Raw genomic sequence first — 25,490 nt, 5'->3', positions numbered from 1 at the left:
CAGGGGGAAAAGAAACTAAAATGATAGAATTTGTTAAAAAATACAAAACCAGCATATTTTTGTCCGTATTGTTCAGTCTTCTGTGTTTTGGATTTATGCTGACCCATTTTACCATCACGATTGATGAAGAATCCTGGATCTTATCGGCACGCGACGAAACGATGTGGCTTTATCAGGGAAGATTTATTATCTGGCTGTTTGATCTGATATTTACAGAGGGGGGAAATTATGCTCCGTTCTTATGGGATATTTCAGGCATTCTTTTTTGGAATTTATCAGGCATTATTTTTGCTTATTGCCTTTTTGCCAAAACAGAGATAAAACAATGGATTTTATTTATTTTTCTCTCCTATTACTCTTCTTTGACCTTTGTTCTGGGCGATGTTTTTTCTTTTTCTATGTACAGCCTGCAGATCGGTCTGGCATCTGTTACTGTGGCAGCCGCTTTCTATTATACGCTAAAGTATCTGGAAAAGAAGAACTGGAAAACAGCGCTCATTGTTCTGGGACTTTTGCTCTATAGCTTTGGAACATATCAGGCCTTTATCTGTGTATATATATCGGCAGTTGCAGCATTTTGCCTTTTGTGTTTCCTTTCAGGTCATCGCGACAGAATAAAATATGACATCATTATCTCTGCCGTCTTATGCCTTATTGCAATTGCATCCTACTATCTGATCAATTTCATAATCGGGAAAGCCATTGGAACACAGGGATACCTCACTGACAATTACATCGGCTGGACAAGCGGTGAGCCTCTCAAAGCCTTTGCCCTGGCTATGGCAAACGTTGGACGTGTATCTTTTGCTATTCCTGTTCTTGACGTATATGTCAACGGAGGCACAGCCCTTAGATGGGTGACGATTGCTTTCGTAATTTATGCAATATGGAAATTTTTCAAGTGCAACGGTATAAGAAAAAAGGCCGGCATATTTTTCTTTAGCGTAGCCTTATGCTTCGCTCCTTTCAGTCTTTATCTTGCTATCGCCACATATAAAACCCAGGGAAGAATGATGCTTGCTCTTCCTCTGGTTGGCGCTGTGCAGCTATACCTTATTCTGAGGGAAATAAACAAAAAAGCACTTTTATATGCCGCCATGGCAGCTTCGGGCTATCTGCTTTTTATAAATGCGCGCGATATGAATTTATTTTACTATTACAGCAGTATTGTATATGAGAAAGACTGCTCCATCGCCGAAGAAATCATGTATGATATAGAAGAAAAGGGCATCGACTACCGCGAAAAACCGCTCGCTTTTATCGGCATGGTAGCCCAGGAACCGCAGCCCACAAAAGAATTAGGTGTTTTAGGCGGTTCTATGTTTGCCTGGGACGAAGGGAATAATCTTCGTATGACGGACTTTATCCAGACCAGAGGTTATAATGTCAGAGCAGCTGACAGCACACAGCTTCAAAAAGCCCTCGTCGAATCTGCTTCCATGACTGTCTGGCCACAGGAAGGAAGTATAAAAGAACTGGATGATGTCATTGTCGTCTATCTATCCCAACCTGTAGAAGAATGGTATATCACTAACCAGGCACAATAGTATCTCCGTCATCTGGCATGGCCTTATGCCCAAACCTTTTTCCTGCATATCCATGCATTCAAAATACGTCCCAGTCTCTTTTCAATCCAAAGCCATGTCAGATAGGAAAGGACCAGCGTACCTGCCACCACGATAACAGCTCCCACTGCCGATCGCACTGTCAGAACAGAAAAATCAAAAACAAAGCGGTCGAAAAACTGGATCGGATAGTAGTGCAGTAAATATAAGGAAAAGCTGATATCACCCAGTCTGGTCATCCAGCGCGGGAATTTCAAAAACAGACCTGCCAGTAAAAACAGTATCACAACACCTGCTGACAGAATCCCCCAGAAGAAAAAGCGCTGCAATCCTGAAACAACAGACACTTTGCTGGTGGTTGCCAGAATACACAGAACTATAATAGCCCCGCCAAGACAGACTGCCGCAAATATCTTGGGACGCTTCAGTGGGTGCAAATGAACAAGCAGGTAACATTGCCGGACAATCTCACAGGCAATCATTCCCAGGACAAATTCCAACATGATCGGATTGCCGTAAAGCTGAAGAGGGGCAAGGAGCCAGGACGGTACTGTGCCATTCTGCATGATCAACTGTCCTGAAGAAACGATCAGAACAAGAAACCCCGAACAGATCCACGCCCGATATCTGTAGGAAATATGAAAAGAAATCCAAAAAATCAGATAGAAAAACATTTCGCAATTTAATGTCCAGCCGACACGGACCAGCGGTTGGATCACGCCTGCTCCGACATCAAAGGGAATAAAACATAAACTTTTAATCAGACTTATCTCTGTTGCCTGGGTCTCCGCAAAAGCCGATGATGCAATTTGGGTCATAGTAAATACAGCCATTGTCATCAACGCATACAGCGGAAAAATTCTGACCCATCTTCTGGCAAGAAAATGCTCTGTATGGGTATAGGTTGTGAATAGAATGATCAAACCGCTAATGCAAAAGAAAATATCCACTCCAAATGCGCCGCAATGCAGAAAGCGAATATGTTCCGCCACCACAAACAGCGCGGCAATGCCGCGCAATATCTGTATTGAATCAAAACGAGAAGAATAAAACTGCGCAAGAACTTTCTCACGCTCTATTCCACTATTTTCTTTTTTCATAATTCCCCCTCAGCTGATCAAAACAGCTGCTTTACAATAAATCTCTAATTCCTTCCCTCACATTCTATTTCAATTTTCCACTTGCGTCAATGCACTTTCTTTTACAAATAACTCCGTTACTCCTGTCCACAGCGCCATTCTTCCCAGGATTTCGGTGTCCAGCCTTCAGGAACATCGTAATCCTCCAGTTCTCCTTCCATTTTCCGATATCCGATCCGCATTGTACTGATCCGCCAGATACCGTCTTCACACTTGCGGAAATCATCACAGTATACCGAAAATCCTTCAGCGGTCTGTTTGCTTTCCCGGTAGGTATTGTTATCCTCATAAAGGAAAATTCCCCTTGCCTCTGTATCGCTTATAAGCCAGATCAACGGATTATGGCTCATATGCATTGTCATCATATTCCGATTGACATACTTGGATCTCATTGCCTGATCCTTTGGAGCTGTTTTATTTTCCACATAGCACCGGTAGGTGAAGTCTTCTGTAAACAGATCACAGATATATTCCTCTTTTTTCATATCCATAGCCCAATAATAAAAGAACTGGGCATCTATGATCTTCTGCCTCTCACAGAGCTGCTGCGGCGTATAACTCTGGCTTCTGGCATGTTTCATAACTTCTACTACCATTTTTTTAATTGTCATATCCTGCTTAATTACTTTCATTTTCTTCTCCCTTCTTTGCCTTTCCGATCATTCTTTTTTTACGAAATCGCCAGCAGATCCCAAAGAACCTGTTGGCGATTTTCGTTCCCCGATTTTTATATTTCCAATGCGGCAAGATAGGCTTCATAAATCGTATCCAGAGCCTTTCTTGCCCGTTTTGCGTCGCCGATCACATATACCGGTATTCCCAGCCTTTCACAGCATTCCTGGAGATCTGTACTGTCTTTTGCCCGGGAACCAGTAGCAATCACCACATAGTCCGCCGGAACTTCCATCGTTTCTCCCTTTACTTCCAGCACAACACTTTTTTCCCGAATTTCCTTACATGCTGCATTTACAATCTGGTGAATATGTCCTTGTTCCAGCTGGATCTGTACCGCTGTTTTCCTCATATGTCCCAGATCGATCCCAATACCCTCGCGCATTTCAACTACTGTCACATGACAGCCCCGGCGCTCCAGATGCTCTGAGACTTCCAATCCTACCAGACCTCCGCCGATCACTACAACATTTCCGCTCATGGGAACTTTGGTTCCCGAGAGTACCTCTTTAGAACTCATAACATTTGCCTGATCAATACCTGCTATCGGTGGAACAAAAGGCACTGAACCAACTGCAACAACGACGACATCCGGCTTTTCCTTCTCAATAACTTCTGCAGTCACTTCGGTATTCAGGAAAATATCAATTCCTGACTCCATCGCTTTCTGGGCGGCCATTCTTCCGGCCATGCCAAAGTCATCCTTCCTCGGCGCGGTCCCCGCAAGCACAAACTGACCTCCCAGGGTTCCGGTTTTTTCATAAATAGCAGGTTTGTGTCCTCTTTGATGAAGGATATCCGCAATTTCCAGTCCGGCAATTCCACCGCCTGCAATCATGACACGTTTCGGTTTTTCGGCAGCCTGAACTTTCAGTTCTTCTTCCTCTCCTACCGCCGGATTTCTCATACAGCTGATATGATCTTTCTCCGGGTTGATAAAATAATCATAACACCCTTGGTCGCATCCCACACAATAATTAATCTGAGCCAGCTTGCCTTCCTTTGCTTTTTTACAGAAGTAAGGATCTGCCAGCTGTGCGCGGGACATGGCGATCAGGTCGGCTTTGTCCTCCTCCAGGATTTCTTCAGCAAACCCCGGCGTATTGATACGTCCGGACGGCATTGTCAACATTCCTGTCTCCTTTCGAATACGGGAAGCCGGCCCTACATTTATTCCTTTAGGAAGATCAATCGGAGGAATTTCATAAATCTGGGCACGGGTCAGGAAATTACCTCTGGAAATGTTCAGAACATCCACTCCCTCCCGGCCTGCCAGCTTACAAAATTCAATAACTTCCCCCTCTGTCAGACCATTTTCCAGATAATCGTCATGGCAGACAATCCTCATGAAAAGAGGCATCCCTTCCGGAATATTCTGACGAATAGCCCGGATACATTCCAAAGGAAATCTGCATCTGTTTTCAAAGCTGCCTCCGTATTCATCTGTCCGGTGATTTATGCCTCCTGACAGAAAAACATGGGGCAGGTAGGTGTGCGCTGCATGAAATTCTACAGCGTCCATTCCTGCCTGTGCAGCTCTTCTGGCAGCTTCGCCATAAGCTTTCACAATGGAATGGATCCGTTCTTTACTCATTCCTTTTATGCTTACTTTCCGTGAAAGCCTCATTTTTGAGGCAACTAAAATTTCAGCATCCGGATCGCTTCCCACAGCCAGTGACCCCTGCCACAGCTGCGGGCAGATCTTTCCTCCCGCCTCATGCACTGCATCTGCCAGTTTCTTCATCCCCGGAATATACTTGTCATCGCTCAAGGCAAGGAATCCTTTCGGCGCACTTGCCGCATCTACAGAACAGACTTCCACCGTATTCAGTCCCACACCGCCACGGGCACGTTCTACATGATATCTGATCAAGCGGTCAGTTACTTCTCTTCCATCTCCTCCGACCATCCGGGTCCCCATTCCTGTCATCACTACCCGATTTTCCAACTCCATATCCCGGATACGGATAGGGGAAAACAATCGTTCAAACATTTTCTTCCTCCTTCTGTATATCTTCCATACTTTCGTGATATTATTGTCTTTTCTTTATCATACTTGATTTTTTTCAGACAATAGAGCCAAAATCCCTTTGCCTCACTACTATTTAACTGTATGGGAGTGATGCTTTTTCTTACCGATCCGGGTACAATTTTTCCTGTTTTACTATCACATTTCAGACAAAGGCAGCTGCGTCATATACAAACCACCTGCACGAAGTCTTTTAATCTTATCTATAGAGGAATGATTTCTTCCCTTTCTCTTTTTTCCTGTGCTTCTGAAAAAATTTCTCTGAATATACGGTCTAATTTTTCGTTATCATAGAAATAGTTTTTCTGGTTTATGTTCATTGTTACTTGTTCAAAATTATTTGTTATTTCTAACGTATATAGTATACTTCTTTCTTCTCCATAAATATGAAATACGATATCAGGCTGCCCTGATTTATCTTTAACCTCTGCTTTTCTTTCATCCTGCTCAATAAAATCTGTAGCTTTGATTTCCCGTGATAATTGTTTCATTAAATCCTCGCTGTCAACCTCGCTTTCTGACAGGTAAGGAGATCTCCTTTGTACTTCAACTGAAATAATTTCCTCCTCAAGCACATTTAATCCTTTTTCCTGATATGCTCCATATCCAAGACATAATAGAAATAACAGTGTTGCCAAAACAGACATTACCCGATTTTTCATTTTCTTCTCCTAAATTCCTATAAAATATAATATATAACAAAAGAGAATATCCTTTTTTGCCTTTTGGATAAGGCAATATGTGTGCTACCTTTTTCCATGATACAATGGTAGGTGCTATAAGAACCTGTGGTGGCGTATTCTGCCAGATATTCATCTTCATGAAGCAGGTCAGAAAGGTTCAATTCCCATCTGGATAATACATCTTCTACAATCTCATCCGCTTCATTTCCACTTGCAAACCGCTCACTTTCGAACAAGCCTTCTGTTGTTTTAGCAATCAATTCATCCGTTGGGTTAGTATATCCTTTTTCTCCAAGCTGGTAGATGGCTTCCTGCATACAATATGATATTGTCAAGATTAGTTGACACATTTTTCTCAAGGATATCACTGACTATGCCGCCAGCTCCAAAGTCTCATAATACTGCCTGCGTTTTATCACAGGAGGAACCCCTCCATTGTCAGAGCAGATCCTCCGGTTATTCCAGTAGCTGAGGAAGTATCTCCAAATGAGTACCTTTAATTCCTCTACAGTCATCTGCTTTGTATCATAACGGTCATAAAGGAGCTCTGTCTTCATTCTGGCCCACATACTCTCACAGCGTGCATTATCATGGCAGCGCCCTCCCGCGCTGTTCATGCTTTGGTGGATATGATATTTCTGGATAGCTTGACGATAGGCTTCGCTGGTATACTGTGCCCCACGGTCGCTGTGGATAACAGCGCCTTCCAGCGTGGGATAAGCAGTCAGGGCGTTTTCCAGTGTTTGGATACACAAATCTGCTTTCATGTTTGTTTCCATTGCCAGACCGAGGACGCTAAGATCAAAGCAGTCGAAAATCGCAGATACATACAGTTTTCCATTGGATGCCGGGATCTCTGTGATATCTGTAATGCACTTTTCTAATGGGACATCGGAATGGAAATCCCGCTTCAGCAGATCATCCGATTTCATGGCTTCCCGGTCTGCCTTTGTGAGTCCATTCGGTTTTCTTTTTGGCCGATGACTCAGACCGATTTGATCCATAACCCGGTATACAGTCCGCTCACTTGGGATATGCACTCCCTCCGGCTGTTTCAGCAACAGTGTCTGATACATCCGGATCCGTCCGTAAGTATCGTTACATTCGTCCTCGTTGATGATTTCTTTCATGGCATCTGCCAAATCCTGGTACTTCCAAGGACGGTCTTTATTCGCAAGATATTTATAGAAACCTTGCCGGCTGACACCAAGCATCCGGCAATAAAATGAGATTTTCCCGGTAATCCTGCCGTCCTCTGTTTTCAAAGCCAGAAATATCATTCTCTGGTTTTTGCTGACTTCCGACGGCTGGCGGCGAAAAAAGCGCTGGCTTCCTCCAGAAATTCGTTTTCTTCCTTCAAGCGGCGAATTTCTTTATCCTGCTCCTTTACCCGCTTACGCAGCATAGCAATCTCTTCTGACAGGCTCATTGCACTAGCAGGGGTATGGGAGCCTTCCCCGATATCTAACTTACCGGCCCTTACAGCTTTCAGCCAAGTATGGATAGTTCCTTCAGGGATTCCTAATTCTTTAGCAGCCTTAGCGCCACCGATTTCTTTGGCAAGTTTTACTGCCTGTACTTTGTATTCATGGTCATATTTACGTGCCACTTTGAATACCTCCTTATTCTCTTGGTTTTATTATGGAATCCTTGAGAATAAGCTGTCAACTTTTTTTATACCACACCAGTTTTTATTGTTCGCAGCTCTGTCTTTGCCGATCTTTTTTCCACATCCGGCAAGTAATGCGGCTGCCATTACGCCACAGAGAACAACGCTTAAAAGTTTCTTCTTCATCTTTCATTCCTCCAAATATATTTATACCAAAGCCATTATAATGGCAGGCATTTTGCCCGTCCAATAGATCTATTTAATAATTTCTTCTATTTATTCAAGACATATATAATCTTCCACGTCAATCGCTCTTTGGCATTCAGCTCCGGCTCTTCAATCACCATTTCTAAAAGCTTGTTAAGCGTCTCTCCAATCTCTTTTCCCGGCTTCATCCCATGACAATCAAATCACTTCCTGTCACCGCAAGTGATTTCAGCGAAACACTTTGCTCCTTCGCCAATATTTCTTCATAGCATCCTAACCTCCATCCATGTGTCATAGATATTATTTTTAAACGACTCTTCTTCATCAATTTCGGGAAGATTCAGCACACAGTTTCCGGAATGTTCTTTTCTCAAAAAGCCAGTCTGAAGATCCGTCTCCGTGATCTCAAACACATCCTTTACGTCTTTAAAAAGTTCCGGATGCATCAGATACACTGCCGCCGTCACATCCCAATTATAAAATCCGCCGATACCATAATCTTCTTCGTTATAACCAAACCAATAATCCGTCTTCTCCCGGATATAGACTGCCGCCGGATTTTCCATGGTAAATAAACGTTTTTTATACTCTTCCTTTGTAAAAAGCACTTTCAAACAATTATTCCCCGTAATAACGGACACGTTTTTTCCTTTAGTTAGTACTGTCCATGCGGCTTTAGGATCACAAGAAAAATTAAGTTCATTCATGACCTTTTTTTCAAAAATCAACGGGCTGGTAATTCCACCCATAAGCACGATCTCTTTTACCTTATCGAAAAAGGCGCTGTCCTTTTCGTAAGCTCCATAAAGGTTCGTAAGAGACCCGGTTGCCAGGACAGATAGTTCTCCCGGATTTTTATTTGCCATATCCACCAGAAAATCTGCCGCCTCACTCTTATAATATTCCCTTGCTTCCCCGCCTTTTTTCACAGTAATATCTTTCTTTCCGAGATCGGCAAGCAATCGGTTTAATGCTTCCCAGACTACAGGCAGAGTACTGTTTCCATAAGTCGCCGTCACTCCGAGAACCTCTGCCTCTTCACATCCCAAAAGATACATAAGGGCAAGTCCGTCGTCTACGTCACATTTATTCACGCCAAACGTACAGTCACAGTCAAATACGATATGCTTCATATTATTTTCTTCCTTTCTTAAACCATGTGATTCCGGCTTTATATTCGCCGTCTGGCAAATCCACCTCTGCCTCAAAAAGTCCGCTTACGAACTTTCCGTCTTTTACAACTCCTTCCACATAGTTCATTTTCCCAAAATAATCCGCCACAGTCTGATTTGCGGGATGCTCCATTATATTCTTCGGAGTATCATACTGCAAAACATTTCCTTCGCTCATCACAGCGATACGGTCTGACATCTGAAGCGCCTCACGAATATCGTGAGTTACAAGGATCGTGGTAATCTTCCACAGCTCATGCAGTTCTTTCACAAGGCGTCCCATCTCCTCTCTGAGTTTTTCATCCAGCCCGGAAAACGGTTCATCAAGAAGAAGTACCTTCGGATTCGCCGCCAGTGCCCTCGCAAGAGCCACCCGCTGCATCTGACCGCCGGACATTTCCCGCATCTTCCGCTTTTCAAAACCGGATAACTGCACCGCCTCCAAAAGTTTCTTTACATTAGCCCGCTGTTCCTCTTTGGGTACTCTCTTCAATTCCATCGGAAACGTAATATTTTTCTCCACCGTCATATGTGGAAACAATCTCAGATCCTGAAACACGATAATCGTTCCCCTTTTCTCCGGAGCAACTCCGAGCACAGATTCTTTACGGATTCTGATATTTCCGTCTTGTACATCCAGAAGTCCCGCGATACTTTTTAAAAGCGTAGTCTTTCCGCATCCGGATGCTCCCAGAAGGGATATAAATTCTCCCTCTTTCGCATCCAGGTTTATCCCATGAAGTATTTCCTTTTTTTGTAATGTTACTTTCAGATTCTCTATCGTTAAGCTCATCTTCTCCTCCGCTAACTGTAGTAATCGCCGCCATTGTTTTTTGTAAAATGTTTTGCAATCTCATCGAATATACCAAACACTGCCAGCGTAATACCAAGGAAGATCGCACTATAAATACAGGCAATATTCCGATTACCGCTCTGCAGATACGGCACCATAATAATGGTAAATGTTCTTACATTTCCCCCTCCGATCATGAGTGTCAGGAAATACTGACTGAATGAAACGATATATGACATACTCACCGCTGATAATATCACCGGTACAAGCATCGGAAGAGATATCCTAAAAAATGCCGTAAACGCCGAAGCTCCAAGGACTCTTGCCTGTTCCTCCAGTCTCATGCCAACAGCCTGTGTCCCATCCGTCAAAAGCCTTACTGCATAAGGCAGGGAACAAATGAGATGGGCAATGATCACACCTGTGATGGTATTGTTAAGCCTCATCTTAATAAATACGACCTGCACTCCCATAGCAAACACTGTCACTGGTACCATAAATGGCAATATCGTCAAAAATGATATAGTCTTCTTACCTGCAAAATCGTAGAACACCAATGCCCTGGCCGTCATAAGCCCGATGGTCGCCGAAAGTACCGCCACCACCGTAGAAATCAAAATACTCGACACAAATATCTTTGTAAGACTCTCCTTCTGGCGCAGTATTTCCCGCAAAGCTCTCGCAGAAAATACCTGAGGGATCAAATCAGGCCATGCCCAGCGTTCCGTAAATGTCCATATCAAGAGTGTGAGTATCGGCAGCAAAATCACCAATGCTAATAAGGCCAATATCAGATTTTCAATCCATGAGTTCTTTTTCTTCATCATAATCTATTTTTTATCCGTCAGTTCTTTCATATTTTTCTGCGTCATTATAAAATAAATCAACGCACTAATCAATGAAATGATCATAATGATCCCATTTAAAGCCATCGCGTAAGGCCGATTCCGCAAATCCGGGTGAATATACTGCTGGTAAGCCAGGATCGGCAAGGCTTTTGGCGTTGTCGCCCCTAAGATCAACGGGAGTTCATATGCTCCAAGCGCAAATACAAATATGATCAGGAAACCGCTTATAATAGTATTTTTGCACAGTGGAAGGGTTATTCTGCAAAACGCAGTCCACTTCCCCGCACCTAAATTAATCGCGGCTTCTCCAAAGTTCCCATTAATATTCGCCATCAATGCAATCACAAAGTAAATGATAAACGGTATCTCCTTCCAAAGATAGGCCATAATGATTCCAACACCATTTGCATCATAAATCAGCATTGGAAACTGCTGTTGATCGTTAATCATTCCCAGCATATAGCATACCCTCGCCAAAATCCCATTCCTGGAAAAGATATTGACCATAAAAAGCGCCGCCACTACATGAGGCACAATGATCGGAAGTTGCACCACACGCATGAATCCTCCCTCTGCGCGTTTCCTCATGACGCAAAGTCCGCCTAAGAACACCCCCATCAAAGTGGCAAAAGCCGCCGATATGAATGCCGTCTTAATACTGAACGCCACAGATTCCAGCATATCCGGCCTCTGCAGCACTTCTTTATAATAAGATAACGTCGGTTCCTCTAAGCCAAAAGCCGGAATCACCCCTAGACTTTGGATAATTCCGGTTATGAGCCCTATTAAAAATAATACGGCAAGGATAGTCTGTGGAACCAGTAATAAATATGGTACCGTTTTTTTCATGTTATTTTCCTACTACTTCTTCTGCCCAGATTTCCTCAATGATCGGCACAAGTTCTGCCGGCATCTCCGGAAGTCGTTTTGCTAAAAGTTCATCCTGCGGAATAGTTCCTTTTCCAAGATCAACCGCATCAAATGCTGCTTTCTGCTCATCAGAAAGTTTTGTGTTATCAAGAACAGGAAGCACTTTCATACTGTCATAACGGCTGGCCTGAATTTCCGGTGAAAGCATTTCATTGATTGCTACCATTGCTCCGGCTTTGTTTCCCGAGTTCCCTGCAATTGCCATAAAGTTCGTGTTCCCGATCGTTCCCTTATCAAACTGGAAGGACTGTACGGTCTCCGGATAAGCTCCGTCTGCAATCTTAACCGCTGCATCATAAGCGCCATATGTCATATATAATAAAACTTCCCCATCGGCAAACATATTGTCAAGTGTTGTAGAAGAGTCTGGAAATGTCTTTCCTTCGTTCCAGAGATATGGATTTAAGTTCCTCAAATATTCCATGGCAGGTGCAACTGCCTCTCTGATCACTTCTTTGTCTGCTTCCATTGTAAGGAACTGCTCATATCCACACAGTTCATATATTATATTTCTTACAAATGCACTGCCTGTGAAGTCCGGAAGTGCAGGATAAGTTACTTTCCCCGGATATTTTTCTGCAAATGCCTTGAATTCTTCTGCACTTGCAGGAAGCTCCGGTGTCTTGTCCGTGTCAGCCATCATTACAAACTGCGCTTTCCCGTACGGAGCTTCATATCCTTCAATCGGATAAGCAAAGTCAAGTGTTACGTCTTCATTCGTCGCATCAACATAGTCATTAAAATTCGGAAGTTTCTCTGTAAACGGTCCGAAAAGCATGTTATTTTCCTTTGCAGAACGGAAATTCTCACCGTTAATCCAGATCATATCAATACTTCCGTCTTCCTCACCGCCCTGAATCTCTCCCGAAAGCTGGCTTAATACCTGATCAATATCCATCGGAACACGTTCCATAGTGATATCATATTTTTCTTTCATAATCGGAGCAAAGGTATTGTCTAGCCACTCATTCAATACCTCATCTCCGCCCCATCCATAGAAAGTAACCGTGGAACCTTTTGCCGCTTCTTTGAGCTCATCAAAGGACATTTCCTCTACGCTGATTTCTTTCTTGTCTTCCTTTGTTGTGTCAGCTTTCTCTTTATTACCGCCACATGCTGCAAGGGGAAATACCAATATTGCAACAAACAGTAAAGATAATAGTTTCTTCATCTTTCTTTCCTCCTAGGTTTCTTTTGTAATATACGGTGAATGCGCATCCAAAAAAACAATCCCCACTATTCCGGGACCAGTATGAGCACCTATCGCACACCCTACATAATTATCTATCGTAAGGGTTACCCCATATTTTTCTCTTAGCATTTCTTTTATTTTATTCACCGTCTCCTCGTCATCACCATGAACAATTCCAACCGTTTGTTTAGAAAGCTCTACACCATGCTCTCCCACATAATCAATTAGTCTACGGATAGATTTTGTTCTTCCTCGCACTTTCTCTTCCGCTTTCAAACTTCCATTGTCATCCACAGTAATGATAGGGCGAATATTCAAAATCTCTCCGGCTATGGCAGAAGTCTTACCGATTCGTCCACTCTTCAACAAATATTCAAGTGTATCTACAGTAAACACATGTCTCATATGTTCACAATGATATTTTATAGCTTCTATAATCTCCTCTTTTTGAGCCCCTGCCCGGAGCATCCAACCTGCATACATTACAACAAGTCCAAAGCCCAAAGACGCACATTTCGAATCAATAATTGTCAAATCAAAATCCGGATATATCTCCATCAAATCCTCTTTTGCTTGATTTGCCGCATTGTATGTTCCTGCAATTCCCGTAGAAAAACAAATGTAAATCAACTGGTCTCCTCGCTTTGCATATGGCTCAAAATGCTTTATGAACATATATGTATTGATATGGTAAGTGGATACCGTTTCTTTTCCGTCACGCAAAATTTCATAAATTTTTTTTGCCTGTATGGTCTCGCCGTCAAAATAATCACTTCCATTTATAAGCACAGGTGTCGCAATCACTTCTATCTCTAACGCTTCTGTTACTGCTTTTGGTAAATCAGAGGCTGAATCCGTAATAATTTTTAATGCCATATTCTCTCCCACGTACTTTTCGCAGATTTATATCACCAAGTGTTTTGCCCGGTTAAAAAATGGCTGCATGCCAAGAGGTACTTTTTCATCCACTCCCAATATGAGGGGAAGTACATGATACGCCTCTTCAAATCCTTTTCTTCTAAAATTACATACACAAGAAGCGCAATATGTATAAAGAATTTTTGTATCTCCTTCAATCACTTGCTTTGGCATTCCTTTGGATAGTTCCGGTTCTTTTGCCGCCGCGCACCCACCGAGCCCGCAACACTGTACATTTTGAAACGGTGATTCAATTTTCCCTTTCAAAAAGTACCGCATATCTTCAAAAAGAATCTTGTCTTTTCTGTCTGGGCACGGATAATACATAGGAATCACATCCTTTTTCACCACATTTCCTTCGCCCAATTCTTTCAGTTTATCATAAATAGTAACAATCGGAATCCTGATTTTGTCTTTCATAAAATGATAACAATTCGGGCAAAGAAGAATAAGCTCTTCCACTCCATTTTTCCTCAATCGTTCTTCTATACGTTGCAAACTATTTTCTGCATCCGATATCAATCCCAATTCATAAACAGGCTTTCCACAGCACTCATACAGAATTCCTATATCGTGCTTCTTCATAATTTCCTCCAGACGTTTCGTTGTCTTTGGAAAAAAGGAAGAAAAATTGCAGCCAGGCATAAAAACAGACTTCTTTTTGCTCTTTTTATAATTGGCAAACTTATATCTGTTCTTTTCCCATAAAAGCCCTCTATATGCCAAATCCTTTTTTGCACCTTCTCCATTTTGCACCTGTTCTTTGCGCATTGCAAGCGCAATCTTTTCTCCGCTGATTTTTTTAGGACAAACTTGTGAACATTTTCTGCACATAAAACAAGAATATGCCAGTTCTGGATGCTCTGAAAACTTCTGAAGATCCAAATCATATTTTTTCAAAAAGGAACAATTTCTCGTGCAAAGACCGCAATGGATACAATTTTCTACATTTATTTCACTCATTTTTTCTACTCCGCGTCTATCTCATTTCCAAGAAATTTCTTCTTTATCAACAGTCCGGCTACCGTTACCGCAACCGCCAATACACCGGCAATTAAAAAGTATTTCCATTTATCTTCTCCCGCAGTAAGTCCTGCCGCTCCAATTGTGAAAAAGGACACCCCCGGAAACATAAATACAAAGGTTAAAATCGAATATTTCCAAAACCCGATATCCGTAATCCCATAGGCAAAATTTTGCAGATTATAAGGAAATATTGGAACCATTCTGGTTATTATAAGTATAATAATATCGCTTTTCCTATCATCTGAAAACAGCAGCTTTTTCATTAATTTATTCTTTTCAAGCATTGGCTTAACTGCATCTTTCAAAAAGAACTTTCCTACGAGAAATGCCAGCATTGCACCTACTGTTGTTGCTAGAAGGCAAGCAAAAATCCCCCATATCGGGCCAAATAACATTCCCGCTATTACTGCAAAAGTAACGCCCGGAAGGGCAAGTACGACACATCCGACAATTGTAATTATAATATATAAAGCTAATGCAGCCACAATATTTTCTTCTACCATGGTTTTTAGGAACATAAGATTGCTCATATCTCCAAGGTAAGAAGACCAGCCATAATGATGATTTAACATTAAAATCCCCGTCACAATACATACAAATATTATGATTTTAATCCAGTTCTTTTTCTTTTGCATTTTATCTTGTCTCCTATTACACCATGTCTTTTCTATATAAAAACGCCTTGAATAATCACGAACAACTGTAATTCCTTCAAGGCATTTTTGTTATATTTTATTTCTTTCTATTCATTAGCTCTGTTGCCAAAATTATAATAGCTCCTCCAAAAGTCACTATTAACAACACCTTATTGATAGTTGCAAATGGAATTCTTGTCTGATTAATTCCTTCTCGTACCAATGCTGCAGGCACTACTTTCATTCTGCTAAAACCGTAAACGGCAAGACCGATTACCGTACAGATTATAAGGCTTCCTAACGTCGTTATCCAATTCAGTGTTATTTTTTTCTTTTGGGAAAGTAAAATTAGCACAATTGAAAGAACCAACAAAAGTCCGCCAAAAATCAATCCTGTATTTACACGCATTTGAAGCCACTCATTTTTAAAGCAGAGAGTAGCAATTGTCAATGCCCACAAAAAACCTGTATAAATACTTTTTATGTAACTCATTACTACTCAGCTAAACGGAAGATTGCTGTTACCTGTGTTCCATCTTCCGGCAATACGGAATCATCACCATAGAATTTTGCAACTTCATTCTGAGTTGTTCCTGTCGGCCATGTTGCATCACTTGTGATACCCGTTGCACAGCTGTCAAGGCAAAGTACACAACCTGTATTATACTTCTTTGCACTCTCAATGTTGCCGCCGAAACGGATGTCCATCTCATATTCTCCCTCAGAACACTTAATGATATCAGCAAATGGAATCTCATCCTGTCCTTCCCATTTTACAAATACATTTAATTTGTCACCTTCTACAGCTTTACCATTATCTGGACCCGCTTTCATATCCTCATCTGTCAGGTTGTCACCTGCAGTTGCACCGATATCAAGAAGTGCCTGATAAAACTCTTTCTCATCAGCAAGTCCGCGAAGTACAGCTTTCTCTCCGTTAGAACCTTCTGCATATACAATACCGTGTCTTGTAGGCTCTGTAAAATATGTTCCGTTTACTTCGCAAAGCATTGTGATTTCTTTATTTTCTTTATCTACAATCATAGTTTCTGCTTCTGTATCTTTTTTTGTTCCGTCATCAGAAGTTGTATCTTTAGCGCCACATGCTGCCAAAGAAAATACCATTGCTGCTGCGGCAAAAATTGCTGCCATTTTTCTTAATTTCATATTTTTTCTCCTATCTTTACTGTTTTTACTTTTTGGCTTTTTTCTTCTGTCTTTCTACATAAAGCTGTCTGAACAAAACAACCAATGCTGAAATTGAGAATAATAAAAGTAAACCTGTCACAAATAGTTTTGCTCCACCTGTGAGCATTCCTCCAACATAAGAATAAATGATAGTTGCCGGAAGCTGTCCAATACCAGTCGCTACAAAAAAGCTCCAAAATGACATGGACGTAAGACCCGCTGCATAACTCACAATGTCAAATGACATAAACGGAAGCAGTCTTGCAATCAGAATACTCATTCTTCCATGTTTCTCAAAGAACTCATCAATCTGCTTGAGTCCTGCCTTGCTTGTAAGTCTCTCGCACACATCACGTCCGAGAATTCTTGCGATGCAGAAACATACTGCCGCTCCAGCCATAGCGCTGCTCCATGAAAGAATTGCACCCTTCCACCAGCCAAAAAGATTTGCATTCGCAAATGTAATCAAGAAGGCTGGCAACGGCGCTGCTATTGACTGTGCAATCATTAACATGAAAGAAACTGCTGCTGCGTAGGCTCCGTAAGAAGCAACAAACTCTTTGACAACCGTAAAATCACCCGTAGCAAACATCTTCGTAATAGTACCTACCATCTTTCTGACACCTGGGACAAAAAAGTATGATAAAATAGCCACTGCAAAAAGGGCAATTACAACAATCTGTTGAATTCGTCTACTTCTTTTTTTCGTTAAATCCTTTTCTTCCACTGTTTTCTCCTTTCCTGTAGTTTAGTATTAGAGTGATTTCTGTATATGACTCACCATTTCTATTATACTTAAGTAGATTTTTCATGTCCAATCGATTCCACAAATATATACTTCTATATTTATAGATATTATCTATAGTGTTTTAAGACACCATCCTCCATCTCCATGGCATAATCCGTATATTTTAACCATTCCAATTCATGTGTACTTACCAACACAGTCGTTCCCTGTTCGCTGATCTGTTTTAATAACTCCATGACTTTTTTAGAATTCTCCATATCCAGATTGCTGGTCGGTTCATCGGCAAGAATAACTAATGGTTCATTCAGCATGGCGCGGGCAATGGAAACTCTCTTTCGCTCTCCGCCTGACAAAAACTCTGGAAATTCATTTTCCAAATGCTCAATTCCCATTTCCTTCAGCAGCTTTCTTGCATGCTCTCTCTTCTTTTCATAAGAAGAAGCTAAATACGCCGGCATGCAGACATTATCCAATACCGTAAAATTATTAAGAAGACTGCTACCTTGCAAAATATAACCAACTTCCTTATTTCTGCATTCCGCCAGTTCATTTTCAGACATTGCTGTAATTTCCTTGTCGTTTATGTAGATTTTACCGGAAGTAGGTTTTGTCAGACCTGCAATCATATTGAAAAAGGTTGTTTTTCCGCTTCCTGAATGTCCTGCGATACCGACAAATTCACCTTTTCCTACATGTAGACTCACATCTTTCAATGTGTAAAACTCTTTTTCGTTTCTGCTAAATTTTTTTGTCAAACCTTTTGTTTTTATCATCTTACTCTTTCTCCCTTATCAGCCGGTACGGTTCTTCTTTACTGATTCTATATACAGAACTAACAGCAGCAAGTATTCCTGTCAAGAATGAAATTCCCATACAGATTAGAGCCGTCATTCCTACCTGCTCCAATTTCATACTCATATATTGAATCTCCAGTTTTTTACGAATTACATCACCAAAAACAGCCATTCCGAAATACGCCACAATTAACCCGATAAATCCTCCGACCAAACTAATAATCATTGCTTCCGATATAATAATTTGGAACACTTGTCGTCTCTTAGCTCCCAGAACATACAAAATACCAAACTCATATTTTCTTTCATTGATTGTAAGCATAAAAATACTGATTAAGGCAAGAGCCGTAGATACAACAAGCAATACAATCAATAAATTGCCGTATCCCGACAATTTTTCCACTTCCTTTGCCATTCCGCTCATCAAATCACTTGCTGTACATGCATAGATTTCCTCTTCTTCCGGATATGCCTCTTGAAGATCCACGCCGAAAGAACCTACTGACACGCCGTCCTCTACCTCGATCATAATCATGGATGCGATATTTTTCAGATTCTCTTTATCCAGATTCTCAGATACAATATCGGAATTTGCCAGTTTATATATTGTATCGAAAGTCATGAAAACAGAATTATCATATCCCATTCCTGACTTATCAAGCTTTGCTGCCACCTTAAATTCCGTATTATAAAATTTTATATTTTGACCAATTTTAGCCGCAACATTATAGCCGACCACAACTTCTCCCACTTCGAGATTCAGTTCCTGCTTTTCACTCAGCCATGGACTCACGACAAAATCTGTCTTTGGATCAAATGCGATAAGCTGAACTGCTGCATCACAGCAGGATGCTGCCTGCGTAGCAACATAAAGCTGCGGTGACAGTCTTTTTACACCCTCGATTTTTCCAAGCCTTTCCACCCAGTCTTTTGAGATTGCCACAGAACAAGGTGTTCCGGAAAATAATGATTCTCTGATATCTTCCGTTCCCTTATTCGGAATCACTATAATATCTGCTCCCATTCTCTCCGTTGTATTTTTGATTCCAAGTCTCATATTCTCTACTAATACATTACTGAAAAAGAATGTTGCTGACATGAGAAGCACAAAAAACATCATAAACAGACTTCGGTACATCTGTGCATTCAAATTTCTAACCGCAATTGAAAAACAATTGATTCTTTTTTCCTTACCCATTTCTTTACCACCAGTCCAATATAAAAATAACATTCCACTATTTTACCTGCGGAATGTTGGTACCTTCTCCAATAATTGCAACGATACCGCCAAACATTGCCACGACTGCACCTATTCTTCCCCACAATGCGGTGGAATTACACATCATCTCCGGATTTGGGCAAACACCGATTCCTATATTTCCACTTGTCAGTGCAATCATCAAAAGACCTGTAACAACTGCGATAATACCGACTGCTCTTGTATTCTTCACAAAAAACATAACAATAGCCTCCGCCAAAAGAAGTACCCCGATATACATCATGGTCGTTCCATAATAAAAACACTTCATATGGGTTTCGCCACCATTGGCAAGTTCCAAGGATTTCTGACAAACCGGTGCCCAGACTTTCACTGCCCCAATCATAAAAATAGCTGCAATTAATATAATGATTCCGCTAATTTTTCTTTTGTTCATACAAAATTCTTCCTTTCATCACTCATATATTTTTCTATAAACACAGATAAAAGCATATCATACTGTACTTCATAATGCCAGCACGGAAAGCAGTTTGATTTATAGATTATTTTAATATACCGAACCACTTATTTCATTTTTAATTGAATGTTATTTATTCATAGTCCACAATCAACAATGCCATCGAAACGGATACTATTGGATCTTCGAAATAGTTTAGAAATGTCGAATTGATGCCTGTATTATTTCCCCTTTTCATAGTAATCTCCATTCCGCCGCCAAGTTGGCGGCACAAATAGTAATGAAAGTCTTCCAATCCTCCACGTTGCTGATAAAATAATGGTTAAAGAAGCTATACTACAAAGCACGGGGAGGTGAGTCGTAAAGACTTTCTTCTGTTTTAGACAGCATGGTAATCAGTGTAAGTTTCATCTTTCAAGCACAAATAAGTGGCTCTATAAGACCGCACAGTAAGAATTGTTTTAACTTCTCTGTTAATTGTGTGATGGAACAGTCAATGGCTTCTTTATCAAACTTGAAAGGAGTTTTTTGACTATGAAAGTTGTTTATCAAACCTGTTGTGGCGTCGATGTTCACAAATCTTTTCTCGTTGCCACAATCATTAAAACCTCTTCCGGAGTTCAGCCTTCCTATCAGAAGAAGCGGTTCTCCACTTTTAACCATTCTATTCTGCAATTCAAAGAATGGCTGCTGGAAAACGATTGCCATGATGTCTGTATGGAATCTACCGGTAAATACTGGGTTCCTGTCTTTAACCTTTTGGAGGACGAAATGAATGTCACTATTGCTAATCCTAAATGGGTGAAAGCTATCAAAGGTAATAAGGATGATACAAAAGATTCCAAATGGATTGGGGATTTATTTCGATTAGGTCTGGTTCCGGGGAGCTATGTGAGGGGGAGGGCTTAATGCTCTTCCTCTTTCTTGTCCATAGAAGATAGTGTATCATTCATTTTTCTATCTATGCCAGAAACCGTAAAATCAGATGGCTTGGTTACTGTTATATTCATACAATCAGGAAGGACGAAAGAGCGCATAACTCCAGTTTTCTTTAATTTAAACACAATATGGTGCCTACATATCTGCTGCACTACCGCTTCGGTCGCTTCTTTATTTTCTCTGTCATAATCTTCAATCAATGCTGCAGGTATATATACCTCATCACCAATCCGGAACCGGAGCGCTGTCTCTTCCAGCTCCTTCTTTGAAATTCCTTCTTTTCTTTCTTCAAGGTTGAACATAATTATCTCCTTTATCTTTTTCGGCAGATGCCGGAATCTTCTTTAGTAGAGGTACAGTTATCTGCACCTCTCATTGTTTTACTTGATCGCAAGTGACTGAACGGACTCTAAATGTGCATATTCGCAATCCTCATCTCCATGCTCTGTTAAGTATTTTTTGAGTTTTGCATTATTAATTTTGTCCGGCTGTTTGACCAGGTACTCAGCTGGAACAGCTTCCTGGTCATCCACTATAAGTTTGGGCGCACAGTCTTTGACTAAAAAGGTTCTAAGTTTTGTCTCGTACTTTGCTTTACCGAGCGCCCGAATCGACATGATTATACTTTCTTTTAAAGAATCCTCACTTTCTTCAATTGCTTTTTTTATTTTCTGGAGCCTATTAATTTCTTTGCTGATCATATCGGCATCTGACAACATGCGGTCACGGATTGTTGCATATGCATCCAATTTTCTCCCAAACTCCTGGTCCGAAGCTTCAATCAGTAGATTTAAGTCTTCTTTGTCTGTATTTGGATCTTCCATAAGGTCCAAAAGCGCCAGTTCCCGTTCAGTAAGTTCATAAAGTGTCATAAGTAAATCCTCCTCTGATTTTATTTCGATCAAATATGAAAGTTTAAGAGAGTTTAAGTTTTTCTGGCATAAGGCAAGAGAAATTCATAATACTCATTAACCTTTCTGGCCATGGCGCTATTTCCCTCTTGATTGTCCGGATGGTATTTCCTCATCAACTGATTCCTTGATGCTTTTAGTTCTCCGTAAGTAAAAGTATCAGATACTCCAAAAAGTAACTTTGCCCTCTGGAGCTCATTTTCTTTTATATTATCCACATGAACATACGATGTATCATCATGCCTCTCTCTTTCTTTCCTTGTCTTTTCCCTTGTATAGAAGGCATTTACTTCCCTATACATCCTCCAGAACTCCTCACGCTCTTTTTCCCGTATCTTTTCATTTTGTAAATCGTCTTTATCAAATGTTCTTCCTATCCCTTGGGAACCTTGCTCTTCCCTTTTATCCAGAAGATATTTCCCAAATTCAAAGATGATATCTCCAAACAAGGATACCAAGAATAAAATATAGAAAATGATCATTACACCCAGGGAATACACAGCGAACCCAAAAGTTGCCAACAATATCCATATACCCAAAAGCAACAACAGGTATAAGACTGTCGTGGCAGAACTTTCTCCAATATAGGATCCATCCGCTATAATCTTATATAAAGAATATAGTAAGACGAGGACACAGGGTATTTCTGCAGCCATGGTTGCCTGCTCCACATATTTGTTAAAAAATAAAATTAACTTGTGAAATGGTGTCCCAATAAAATAAAAGATCCATCCAATTATTTCTTTAATCATAATTTTCCAGTCCAAGTATTAATTGCTAAATTGGATATACTTGCCTCCTTCTAAATAGTAATATACCATATATAGTGTTCGATTGGTTTTCTGCCACAAGAAAAAGGATGCTCCATATCGGAACATCCCTTTCCGTTAATAACGAACAGGCATAATCACTTCTTTGATATCTTCACTTTCAAAATAAATGGGCGCTATTTTAGACGAATAGTATATCCGAAGTGTTTCTTCTGAAATGCTGTCGAGTGCCTCACATAAAAAGTTCCCATTTACACCTAACTCAATTTCCTTGCCATTTGTTACAATAGGTACTTCCGCTTGGCTGTCGCCTTTTGCTGCATCCCTGCTGCTAATAATCAGATTCTCTTTTAGGATTTTAAGCACGGTCAGCTTATCAAAAAATGTGACTACCTTCAAAGCCTCCAAAAGACTTGTCCGGTTTACTTCAAAAAATGATGTAAAGCCAGGATTTCGGATCTGCTCAAGATTGAAAAAGCAATTATACTGGGTTGCACCGATAATACTATACCCTGATCCAGAGACTTGTATATTGCTCCCATCATAAGCAAACTCAAATTCATCTTCTTCAGAAATTTTGACTGCTTCTTCCATCATCTCGCCAGGTGCAACAATTTTTGTTAATGCATTCGAAAAAACAACCGTCCTTCTTCCTCTGCTTGAAAGGCGGTGTCCATCAACTGTTGTAATCATGTAGGAATCGCCTTTGATATCAACACCATAACCTGACATTTTGTCGTTGAGCATTGTTTTTGGCAGGGCAGAGTGTTTGCAGGCTTCTATGTCCTTACAAGGAATAGCAGCTTTTACTTTCGTTTTCCCCATCTGCATTTCTTTTGGGAATGGCTCATTTCTGCAGGGAATAGTAAGAGAAATGCTCCCGCTTTTTATGGATAAAGTATCACCCACTTTAGAAAGGGATACTTCGTCCGACGGAAGTCTGTTCAGTAATTCCTTAAGGCTTACTGCGTTTACGGCTGCAAGCAGTTGAGTCGATGTATCGTCTACTTTATCCCACACCATGATTTGCATTCCATTGCCCGCGGCACGTATTGTTACAGTGCCATCTTTGATATGGATCAAAATGCATTCCATAATGGGTTGCGTGGATGGCTTTATCGCCCTTGATACCTTGTTACATAGTTTTAATAATTTTTTCCTATCCATTATCTCTTCCTCCTCTAATAATTATATCCAGAAGAATATGAGTAAAATGGATTTTGTTGTTTTAGGAAAAAAAATGATACATCAGGTTCGCCTGTTTGATAATCGTATTTAATCTTCGGATTACTGTCTCCTGGTCTGTATTGGTTATTCCATATCGTATAAGAGTGATCCGATTTTTACTCGCATCTACTTGAAAACCGAGGGACTTATAATAGGCTTCTTCTCTTTCTGTACATTCAAGTCCATCTTTTTCAAGCAACAGCGCCATTTCTTTCTCGCTAAAAAAAATCGTAACTTCATACATATGTGATAGCCCTCCTTCCAAACAGAAGGCATCAAGGGGGTGAAAAGCCGTCATTTTATTTATTTTCTATTTTTTTGTACACTTTTTGTCCATTGATGAATGCGGAAGTTCCAGCTTCCATATCACTCATGCTATTTTCCATAAGTTCTGTTTCAGTTACAATCTGGTCTAGGTGCCTTAAAACAATAGCTTCAGGGATAGATGTCTGTATTCCCTTGCTTCTGCTAAGGAGGATATGCCCTACCATTTTGATCTCTTCCAGGTCAATCACCTTTGAGACTTTATCTTTGGCTGCCAGACTTTTGGTTACTGTCTCCATCAGTTTTGCGTAAGAACTTACGCCAAGTCCGATCAATGTGTCCGCTGACGTATAATTGAATGCGTCATCAATGGTGTCCACAGCTCCGATGTAATAGAGCATCGCTCCAGATAACGCTAGATCCCGGTCAAGTTCAATCTGGTTACATACGCCATCAACAAGCTTACAAAGTTTTAATGTAGCTTCTAAAACGCCGTTTTGGCGGGCATAGCTCTTAGACTGGGAAAGTGGTAAGTGTTTGAAGTTTTCTTTATTTTCTGTAAGGACGTTTCCAACAATGAGCCGCAAGCTCTCCCGCATCCCTTTCGACATCGTTACAAGGTCATTCCAACTCTTTACAGCATCGATTTTTGGCTTAGGAAGGAAGGACTGGATGTCTGCATTGTCATCAACTTTGAACCCGATAAGTCTGTAAGATGGTGTTTCCCTATATTCAGACGTTTCCAGGTTTGCATTGATTACAGCAGGAACATTCAGCCGCATCGGATCACCCCAGTTAAGGATTGTAGCTTCTCCGCCATCTGTGTCACGTACTGTAAGGCGCTGATATACCGTTGTGTTCCTTGCAGTCGCCTGTTCTATTTTCTTTACCATCAGAGTGATTGGTTGCTGTGTTCCGATTTGCAGATCTTTTAATTTCATATGGTTTGCTCCTTCCTTTTATTTCCTGAACATATTGTAACAGTTTTTCTTTTTTCTCGATTTTTTCACATAGGCACGAAAAAAAGCGCCAGTCAAGCCAGCGCCTTTCATCCTCCCTATCCGAAAGGGAGTTCCTCAATTGGAGGAGCTGGGATCCCATCCCCATCCAAAGAATAATTCGGACGGCCATTTGTGATCCAGGCAAGGTCTTCTACATTGACGTATACCCCGTAGTAAGGTTTTCCATTCACTTCATATGACTCGCTCCGCATATCCCCTGTAGTACTGATATAGTCCCCCTCCTTCAGCCGCTGGGCAATATGCATCCTCTTAGCCCCGCTGATCCTCATAGGAAGAAAATCATACAGTTTTTTTCCAGATTTAGAAATATCCACTCGCTCTACCTTGATGACAAAGCGAAGCTGAAACGGCTCATTTGTTTTGTCGCATATGAAATGAAGCCGTGTTACACGGCCTGTATACGTTCCTGAATTTTTAGGGTTAGCCATCTATCCTCCCTCCTGTCTGGAGAATAATAGATTCCTTTCTTGCTATCTCCATATGTCTTCCTCCTCTTCTGCTAGTTTACAGAAGAATATGAGAAAAAGTGAATG

Annotated in this window: 29 protein-coding genes and 3 pseudogenes; 2 read left to right on the top strand and 30 right to left on the bottom strand. The window is 41.0% G+C overall.

The genetic code is table 11. From position 1 onward, the window contains the following. Nucleotides 1–20 precede the first annotated feature (20 nt). Nucleotides 21–1,547, top strand: coding sequence for a glucosyltransferase domain-containing protein (locus tag R2J37_RS07295; protein ID WP_316266904.1), 1,527 nt, complete (start codon nt 21–23; stop codon nt 1,545–1,547). A gap of 23 nt (nt 1,548–1,570) precedes the next feature. Here R2J37_RS07295 and R2J37_RS07290 read toward each other — a convergent pair whose 3' ends face one another. The 23 genes and pseudogenes from R2J37_RS07290 to R2J37_RS07180 all read right to left on the bottom strand — a co-directional run bounded on the left by R2J37_RS07290 (nt 1,571) and on the right by R2J37_RS07180 (nt 19,803). Beyond that, complete coding sequence (locus tag R2J37_RS07290) at nt 1,571–2,665, bottom strand: acyltransferase family protein (protein WP_316266903.1); 1,095 nt, start codon at nt 2,663–2,665, stop codon at nt 1,571–1,573. A gap of 116 nt (nt 2,666–2,781) precedes the next feature. Next, complete coding sequence (locus R2J37_RS07285; protein WP_230106424.1) at nt 2,782–3,336, bottom strand: nuclear transport factor 2 family protein; 555 nt, start codon at nt 3,334–3,336, stop codon at nt 2,782–2,784. A 95-nt stretch (nt 3,337–3,431) separates the two neighbouring features. Beyond that, nucleotides 3,432–5,369: a bile acid Fe-S flavoenzyme BaiCD gene (baiCD, locus tag R2J37_RS07280; protein ID WP_316266900.1), complete on the bottom strand. Its 1,938-nt coding sequence runs from the start codon at nt 5,367–5,369 to the stop codon at nt 3,432–3,434. Between the two features lie 239 nt (nt 5,370–5,608). Continuing rightward, entirely contained in the window at nt 5,609–6,067 is a 459-nt protein-coding gene (locus R2J37_RS07275) for a hypothetical protein (protein WP_316266898.1), read from the bottom strand. Between the two features lie 17 nt (nt 6,068–6,084). Then, nucleotides 6,085–6,423: a hypothetical protein gene (locus R2J37_RS07270; RefSeq protein WP_316266896.1), complete on the bottom strand. Its 339-nt coding sequence runs from the start codon at nt 6,421–6,423 to the stop codon at nt 6,085–6,087. A 36-nt stretch (nt 6,424–6,459) separates the two neighbouring features. Next, nucleotides 6,460–7,368: an IS3 family transposase gene (locus R2J37_RS07265; RefSeq protein WP_316266894.1), complete on the bottom strand. Its 909-nt coding sequence runs from the start codon at nt 7,366–7,368 to the stop codon at nt 6,460–6,462. After that, on the bottom strand, nt 7,365–7,697 hold the full coding sequence (locus tag R2J37_RS07260; RefSeq protein WP_230106671.1) for a transposase: 333 nt from the start codon (nt 7,695–7,697) through the stop codon (nt 7,365–7,367). Before R2J37_RS07260 ends, R2J37_RS07265 begins: the two co-directional genes overlap by 4 nt. Before the next feature lie 30 nt (nt 7,698–7,727). Beyond that, nucleotides 7,728–7,883, bottom strand: a complete 156-nt coding sequence (locus tag R2J37_RS07255) for a hypothetical protein (RefSeq protein WP_316266891.1) — start codon at nt 7,881–7,883, stop codon at nt 7,728–7,730. A gap of 86 nt (nt 7,884–7,969) precedes the next feature. After that, nucleotides 7,970–8,172, bottom strand: a pseudogene (locus R2J37_RS15195) (CCA tRNA nucleotidyltransferase); the annotation flags it as partial. After that, on the bottom strand, nt 8,168–9,037 hold the full coding sequence (locus tag R2J37_RS07245) for a nucleoside hydrolase (RefSeq protein WP_316267009.1): 870 nt from the start codon (nt 9,035–9,037) through the stop codon (nt 8,168–8,170). The gene R2J37_RS07245 and the pseudogene R2J37_RS15195, both read right to left, overlap by 5 nt. 28 nt (nt 9,038–9,065) lie before the next feature. Further along, a pseudogene (locus tag R2J37_RS07240) lies at nt 9,066–9,869 on the bottom strand (ABC transporter ATP-binding protein); the annotation flags it as partial. 11 nt (nt 9,870–9,880) lie between these two features. Beyond that, nucleotides 9,881–10,693, bottom strand: a complete 813-nt coding sequence (locus tag R2J37_RS07235) for an ABC transporter permease (protein ID WP_316267007.1) — start codon at nt 10,691–10,693, stop codon at nt 9,881–9,883. A gap of 6 nt (nt 10,694–10,699) precedes the next feature. After that, nucleotides 10,700–11,566: an ABC transporter permease gene (locus tag R2J37_RS07230; protein ID WP_316266889.1), complete on the bottom strand. Its 867-nt coding sequence runs from the start codon at nt 11,564–11,566 to the stop codon at nt 10,700–10,702. A 1-nt stretch (nt 11,567) separates the two neighbouring features. Beyond that, entirely contained in the window at nt 11,568–12,818 is a 1,251-nt protein-coding gene (locus tag R2J37_RS07225; protein WP_316266887.1) for an ABC transporter substrate-binding protein, read from the bottom strand. Nucleotides 12,819–12,830: 12 nt separating this feature from the next. Further along, the gene (locus tag R2J37_RS07220) at nt 12,831–13,715 is read right to left on the bottom strand and encodes a DegV family protein (protein WP_316266886.1); all 885 of its coding nucleotides are present in this window, start codon (nt 13,713–13,715) and stop codon (nt 12,831–12,833) included. Nucleotides 13,716–13,742: 27 nt separating this feature from the next. Next, a complete protein-coding gene (locus R2J37_RS07215) occupies nt 13,743–14,720 on the bottom strand; it encodes a (Fe-S)-binding protein (RefSeq protein WP_316266884.1) in 978 nt (325 codons plus the stop codon). Between the two features lie 5 nt (nt 14,721–14,725). Continuing rightward, nucleotides 14,726–15,418 (bottom strand): TVP38/TMEM64 family protein, encoded by a 693-nt coding sequence (locus R2J37_RS07210; protein WP_316266882.1) that lies wholly within the window; start codon nt 15,416–15,418, stop codon nt 14,726–14,728. Between the two features lie 97 nt (nt 15,419–15,515). Beyond that, nucleotides 15,516–15,911 carry a hypothetical protein gene (locus R2J37_RS07205; RefSeq protein ID WP_316266881.1) on the bottom strand — a complete coding sequence of 132 codons (396 nt, stop codon included), beginning with the start codon at nt 15,909–15,911 and terminating at the stop codon, nt 15,516–15,518. A gap of 2 nt (nt 15,912–15,913) precedes the next feature. Further along, a complete protein-coding gene (locus R2J37_RS07200; RefSeq protein ID WP_316266880.1) occupies nt 15,914–16,585 on the bottom strand; it encodes a YdjY domain-containing protein in 672 nt (223 codons plus the stop codon). A 25-nt stretch (nt 16,586–16,610) separates the two neighbouring features. After that, entirely contained in the window at nt 16,611–17,333 is a 723-nt protein-coding gene (locus R2J37_RS07195; RefSeq protein WP_119196292.1) for a TVP38/TMEM64 family protein, read from the bottom strand. Between the two features lie 128 nt (nt 17,334–17,461). Further along, nucleotides 17,462–18,127 (bottom strand): ABC transporter ATP-binding protein, encoded by a 666-nt coding sequence (locus tag R2J37_RS07190; RefSeq protein ID WP_119196293.1) that lies wholly within the window; start codon nt 18,125–18,127, stop codon nt 17,462–17,464. A gap of 1 nt (nt 18,128) precedes the next feature. After that, the gene (locus R2J37_RS07185) at nt 18,129–19,346 is read right to left on the bottom strand and encodes an ABC transporter permease (protein WP_316266876.1); all 1,218 of its coding nucleotides are present in this window, start codon (nt 19,344–19,346) and stop codon (nt 18,129–18,131) included. A 37-nt stretch (nt 19,347–19,383) separates the two neighbouring features. After that, on the bottom strand, nt 19,384–19,803 hold the full coding sequence (locus R2J37_RS07180; RefSeq protein ID WP_119209656.1) for a DUF4418 family protein: 420 nt from the start codon (nt 19,801–19,803) through the stop codon (nt 19,384–19,386). A 555-nt stretch (nt 19,804–20,358) separates the two neighbouring features. Between R2J37_RS07180 and R2J37_RS07175 the strand changes: the two are divergent. Beyond that, a pseudogene (locus tag R2J37_RS07175) lies at nt 20,359–20,718 on the top strand (IS110 family transposase); the annotation flags it as partial. Between the two features lie 11 nt (nt 20,719–20,729). Here the strand turns inward: R2J37_RS07175 and R2J37_RS07170 are convergent. The 7 genes from R2J37_RS07170 to R2J37_RS07140 form a co-directional block, all read right to left on the bottom strand. Continuing rightward, on the bottom strand, nt 20,730–21,065 hold the full coding sequence (locus tag R2J37_RS07170) for a hypothetical protein (protein ID WP_316266874.1): 336 nt from the start codon (nt 21,063–21,065) through the stop codon (nt 20,730–20,732). Between the two features lie 78 nt (nt 21,066–21,143). Next, on the bottom strand, nt 21,144–21,635 hold the full coding sequence (locus R2J37_RS07165) for a siphovirus Gp157 family protein (RefSeq protein ID WP_316266873.1): 492 nt from the start codon (nt 21,633–21,635) through the stop codon (nt 21,144–21,146). Between the two features lie 53 nt (nt 21,636–21,688). Continuing rightward, complete coding sequence (locus R2J37_RS07160) at nt 21,689–22,426, bottom strand: J domain-containing protein (RefSeq protein ID WP_316266871.1); 738 nt, start codon at nt 22,424–22,426, stop codon at nt 21,689–21,691. Nucleotides 22,427–22,561: 135 nt separating this feature from the next. Further along, entirely contained in the window at nt 22,562–23,611 is a 1,050-nt protein-coding gene (locus tag R2J37_RS07155; RefSeq protein ID WP_316266869.1) for a DNA polymerase III subunit beta, read from the bottom strand. A 61-nt stretch (nt 23,612–23,672) separates the two neighbouring features. Next, complete coding sequence (locus R2J37_RS07150; protein WP_316266867.1) at nt 23,673–23,915, bottom strand: hypothetical protein; 243 nt, start codon at nt 23,913–23,915, stop codon at nt 23,673–23,675. Between the two features lie 55 nt (nt 23,916–23,970). Further along, entirely contained in the window at nt 23,971–24,876 is a 906-nt protein-coding gene (locus R2J37_RS07145) for a hypothetical protein (RefSeq protein ID WP_316266865.1), read from the bottom strand. A 116-nt stretch (nt 24,877–24,992) separates the two neighbouring features. After that, nucleotides 24,993–25,385: a single stranded DNA-binding domain-containing protein gene (locus R2J37_RS07140; protein WP_316266864.1), complete on the bottom strand. Its 393-nt coding sequence runs from the start codon at nt 25,383–25,385 to the stop codon at nt 24,993–24,995. Nucleotides 25,386–25,490: the final 105 nt, after the last annotated feature.

The sequence above is a fragment of the Claveliimonas bilis genome (assembly GCF_030296775.1).
In the GTDB taxonomy this organism is placed as follows: domain Bacteria; phylum Bacillota; class Clostridia; order Lachnospirales; family Lachnospiraceae; genus Claveliimonas; species Claveliimonas bilis.
The sequence above is the reverse complement of the archived record's forward strand: the minus strand, read 5'-3'. Positions and strand labels throughout refer to the sequence as shown.

Excerpts from the sequence above, each read along its gene's own strand:
- R2J37_RS07295 (WP_316266904.1), top strand. The coding sequence starts at position 21 with ATGATAGAATTTGTTAAAAAATACAAAACCAGCATATTTTTGTCCGTA.
- R2J37_RS07290 (WP_316266903.1), bottom strand. The coding sequence starts at position 2,665 with ATGAAAAAAGAAAATAGTGGAATAGAGCGTGAGAAAGTTCTTGCGCAG.
- R2J37_RS07285 (WP_230106424.1), bottom strand. The coding sequence starts at position 3,336 with ATGAAAGTAATTAAGCAGGATATGACAATTAAAAAAATGGTAGTAGAA.
- baiCD (WP_316266900.1), bottom strand. The coding sequence starts at position 5,369 with ATGTTTGAACGATTGTTTTCCCCTATCCGTATCCGGGATATGGAGTTG.
- R2J37_RS07275 (WP_316266898.1), bottom strand. The coding sequence starts at position 6,067 with ATGAAAAATCGGGTAATGTCTGTTTTGGCAACACTGTTATTTCTATTA.
- R2J37_RS07265 (WP_316266894.1), bottom strand. The coding sequence starts at position 7,368 with ATGATATTTCTGGCTTTGAAAACAGAGGACGGCAGGATTACCGGGAAA.
- R2J37_RS07255 (WP_316266891.1), bottom strand. The coding sequence starts at position 7,883 with ATGAAGAAGAAACTTTTAAGCGTTGTTCTCTGTGGCGTAATGGCAGCC.
- R2J37_RS07245 (WP_316267009.1), bottom strand. The coding sequence starts at position 9,037 with ATGAAGCATATCGTATTTGACTGTGACTGTACGTTTGGCGTGAATAAA.
- R2J37_RS07235 (WP_316267007.1), bottom strand. The coding sequence starts at position 10,693 with ATGAAGAAAAAGAACTCATGGATTGAAAATCTGATATTGGCCTTATTA.
- R2J37_RS07230 (WP_316266889.1), bottom strand. The coding sequence starts at position 11,566 with ATGAAAAAAACGGTACCATATTTATTACTGGTTCCACAGACTATCCTT.
- R2J37_RS07225 (WP_316266887.1), bottom strand. The coding sequence starts at position 12,818 with ATGAAGAAACTATTATCTTTACTGTTTGTTGCAATATTGGTATTTCCC.
- R2J37_RS07220 (WP_316266886.1), bottom strand. The coding sequence starts at position 13,715 with ATGGCATTAAAAATTATTACGGATTCAGCCTCTGATTTACCAAAAGCA.
- R2J37_RS07215 (WP_316266884.1), bottom strand. The coding sequence starts at position 14,720 with ATGAGTGAAATAAATGTAGAAAATTGTATCCATTGCGGTCTTTGCACG.
- R2J37_RS07210 (WP_316266882.1), bottom strand. The coding sequence starts at position 15,418 with ATGCAAAAGAAAAAGAACTGGATTAAAATCATAATATTTGTATGTATT.
- R2J37_RS07205 (WP_316266881.1), bottom strand. The coding sequence starts at position 15,911 with ATGAGTTACATAAAAAGTATTTATACAGGTTTTTTGTGGGCATTGACA.
- R2J37_RS07200 (WP_316266880.1), bottom strand. The coding sequence starts at position 16,585 with ATGAAATTAAGAAAAATGGCAGCAATTTTTGCCGCAGCAGCAATGGTA.
- R2J37_RS07190 (WP_119196293.1), bottom strand. The coding sequence starts at position 18,127 with ATGATAAAAACAAAAGGTTTGACAAAAAAATTTAGCAGAAACGAAAAA.
- R2J37_RS07185 (WP_316266876.1), bottom strand. The coding sequence starts at position 19,346 with ATGGGTAAGGAAAAAAGAATCAATTGTTTTTCAATTGCGGTTAGAAAT.
- R2J37_RS07180 (WP_119209656.1), bottom strand. The coding sequence starts at position 19,803 with ATGAACAAAAGAAAAATTAGCGGAATCATTATATTAATTGCAGCTATT.
- R2J37_RS07170 (WP_316266874.1), bottom strand. The coding sequence starts at position 21,065 with ATGTTCAACCTTGAAGAAAGAAAAGAAGGAATTTCAAAGAAGGAGCTG.
- R2J37_RS07165 (WP_316266873.1), bottom strand. The coding sequence starts at position 21,635 with ATGACACTTTATGAACTTACTGAACGGGAACTGGCGCTTTTGGACCTT.
- R2J37_RS07160 (WP_316266871.1), bottom strand. The coding sequence starts at position 22,426 with ATGATTAAAGAAATAATTGGATGGATCTTTTATTTTATTGGGACACCA.
- R2J37_RS07155 (WP_316266869.1), bottom strand. The coding sequence starts at position 23,611 with ATGGATAGGAAAAAATTATTAAAACTATGTAACAAGGTATCAAGGGCG.
- R2J37_RS07150 (WP_316266867.1), bottom strand. The coding sequence starts at position 23,915 with ATGTATGAAGTTACGATTTTTTTTAGCGAGAAAGAAATGGCGCTGTTG.
- R2J37_RS07145 (WP_316266865.1), bottom strand. The coding sequence starts at position 24,876 with ATGAAATTAAAAGATCTGCAAATCGGAACACAGCAACCAATCACTCTG.
- R2J37_RS07140 (WP_316266864.1), bottom strand. The coding sequence starts at position 25,385 with ATGGCTAACCCTAAAAATTCAGGAACGTATACAGGCCGTGTAACACGG.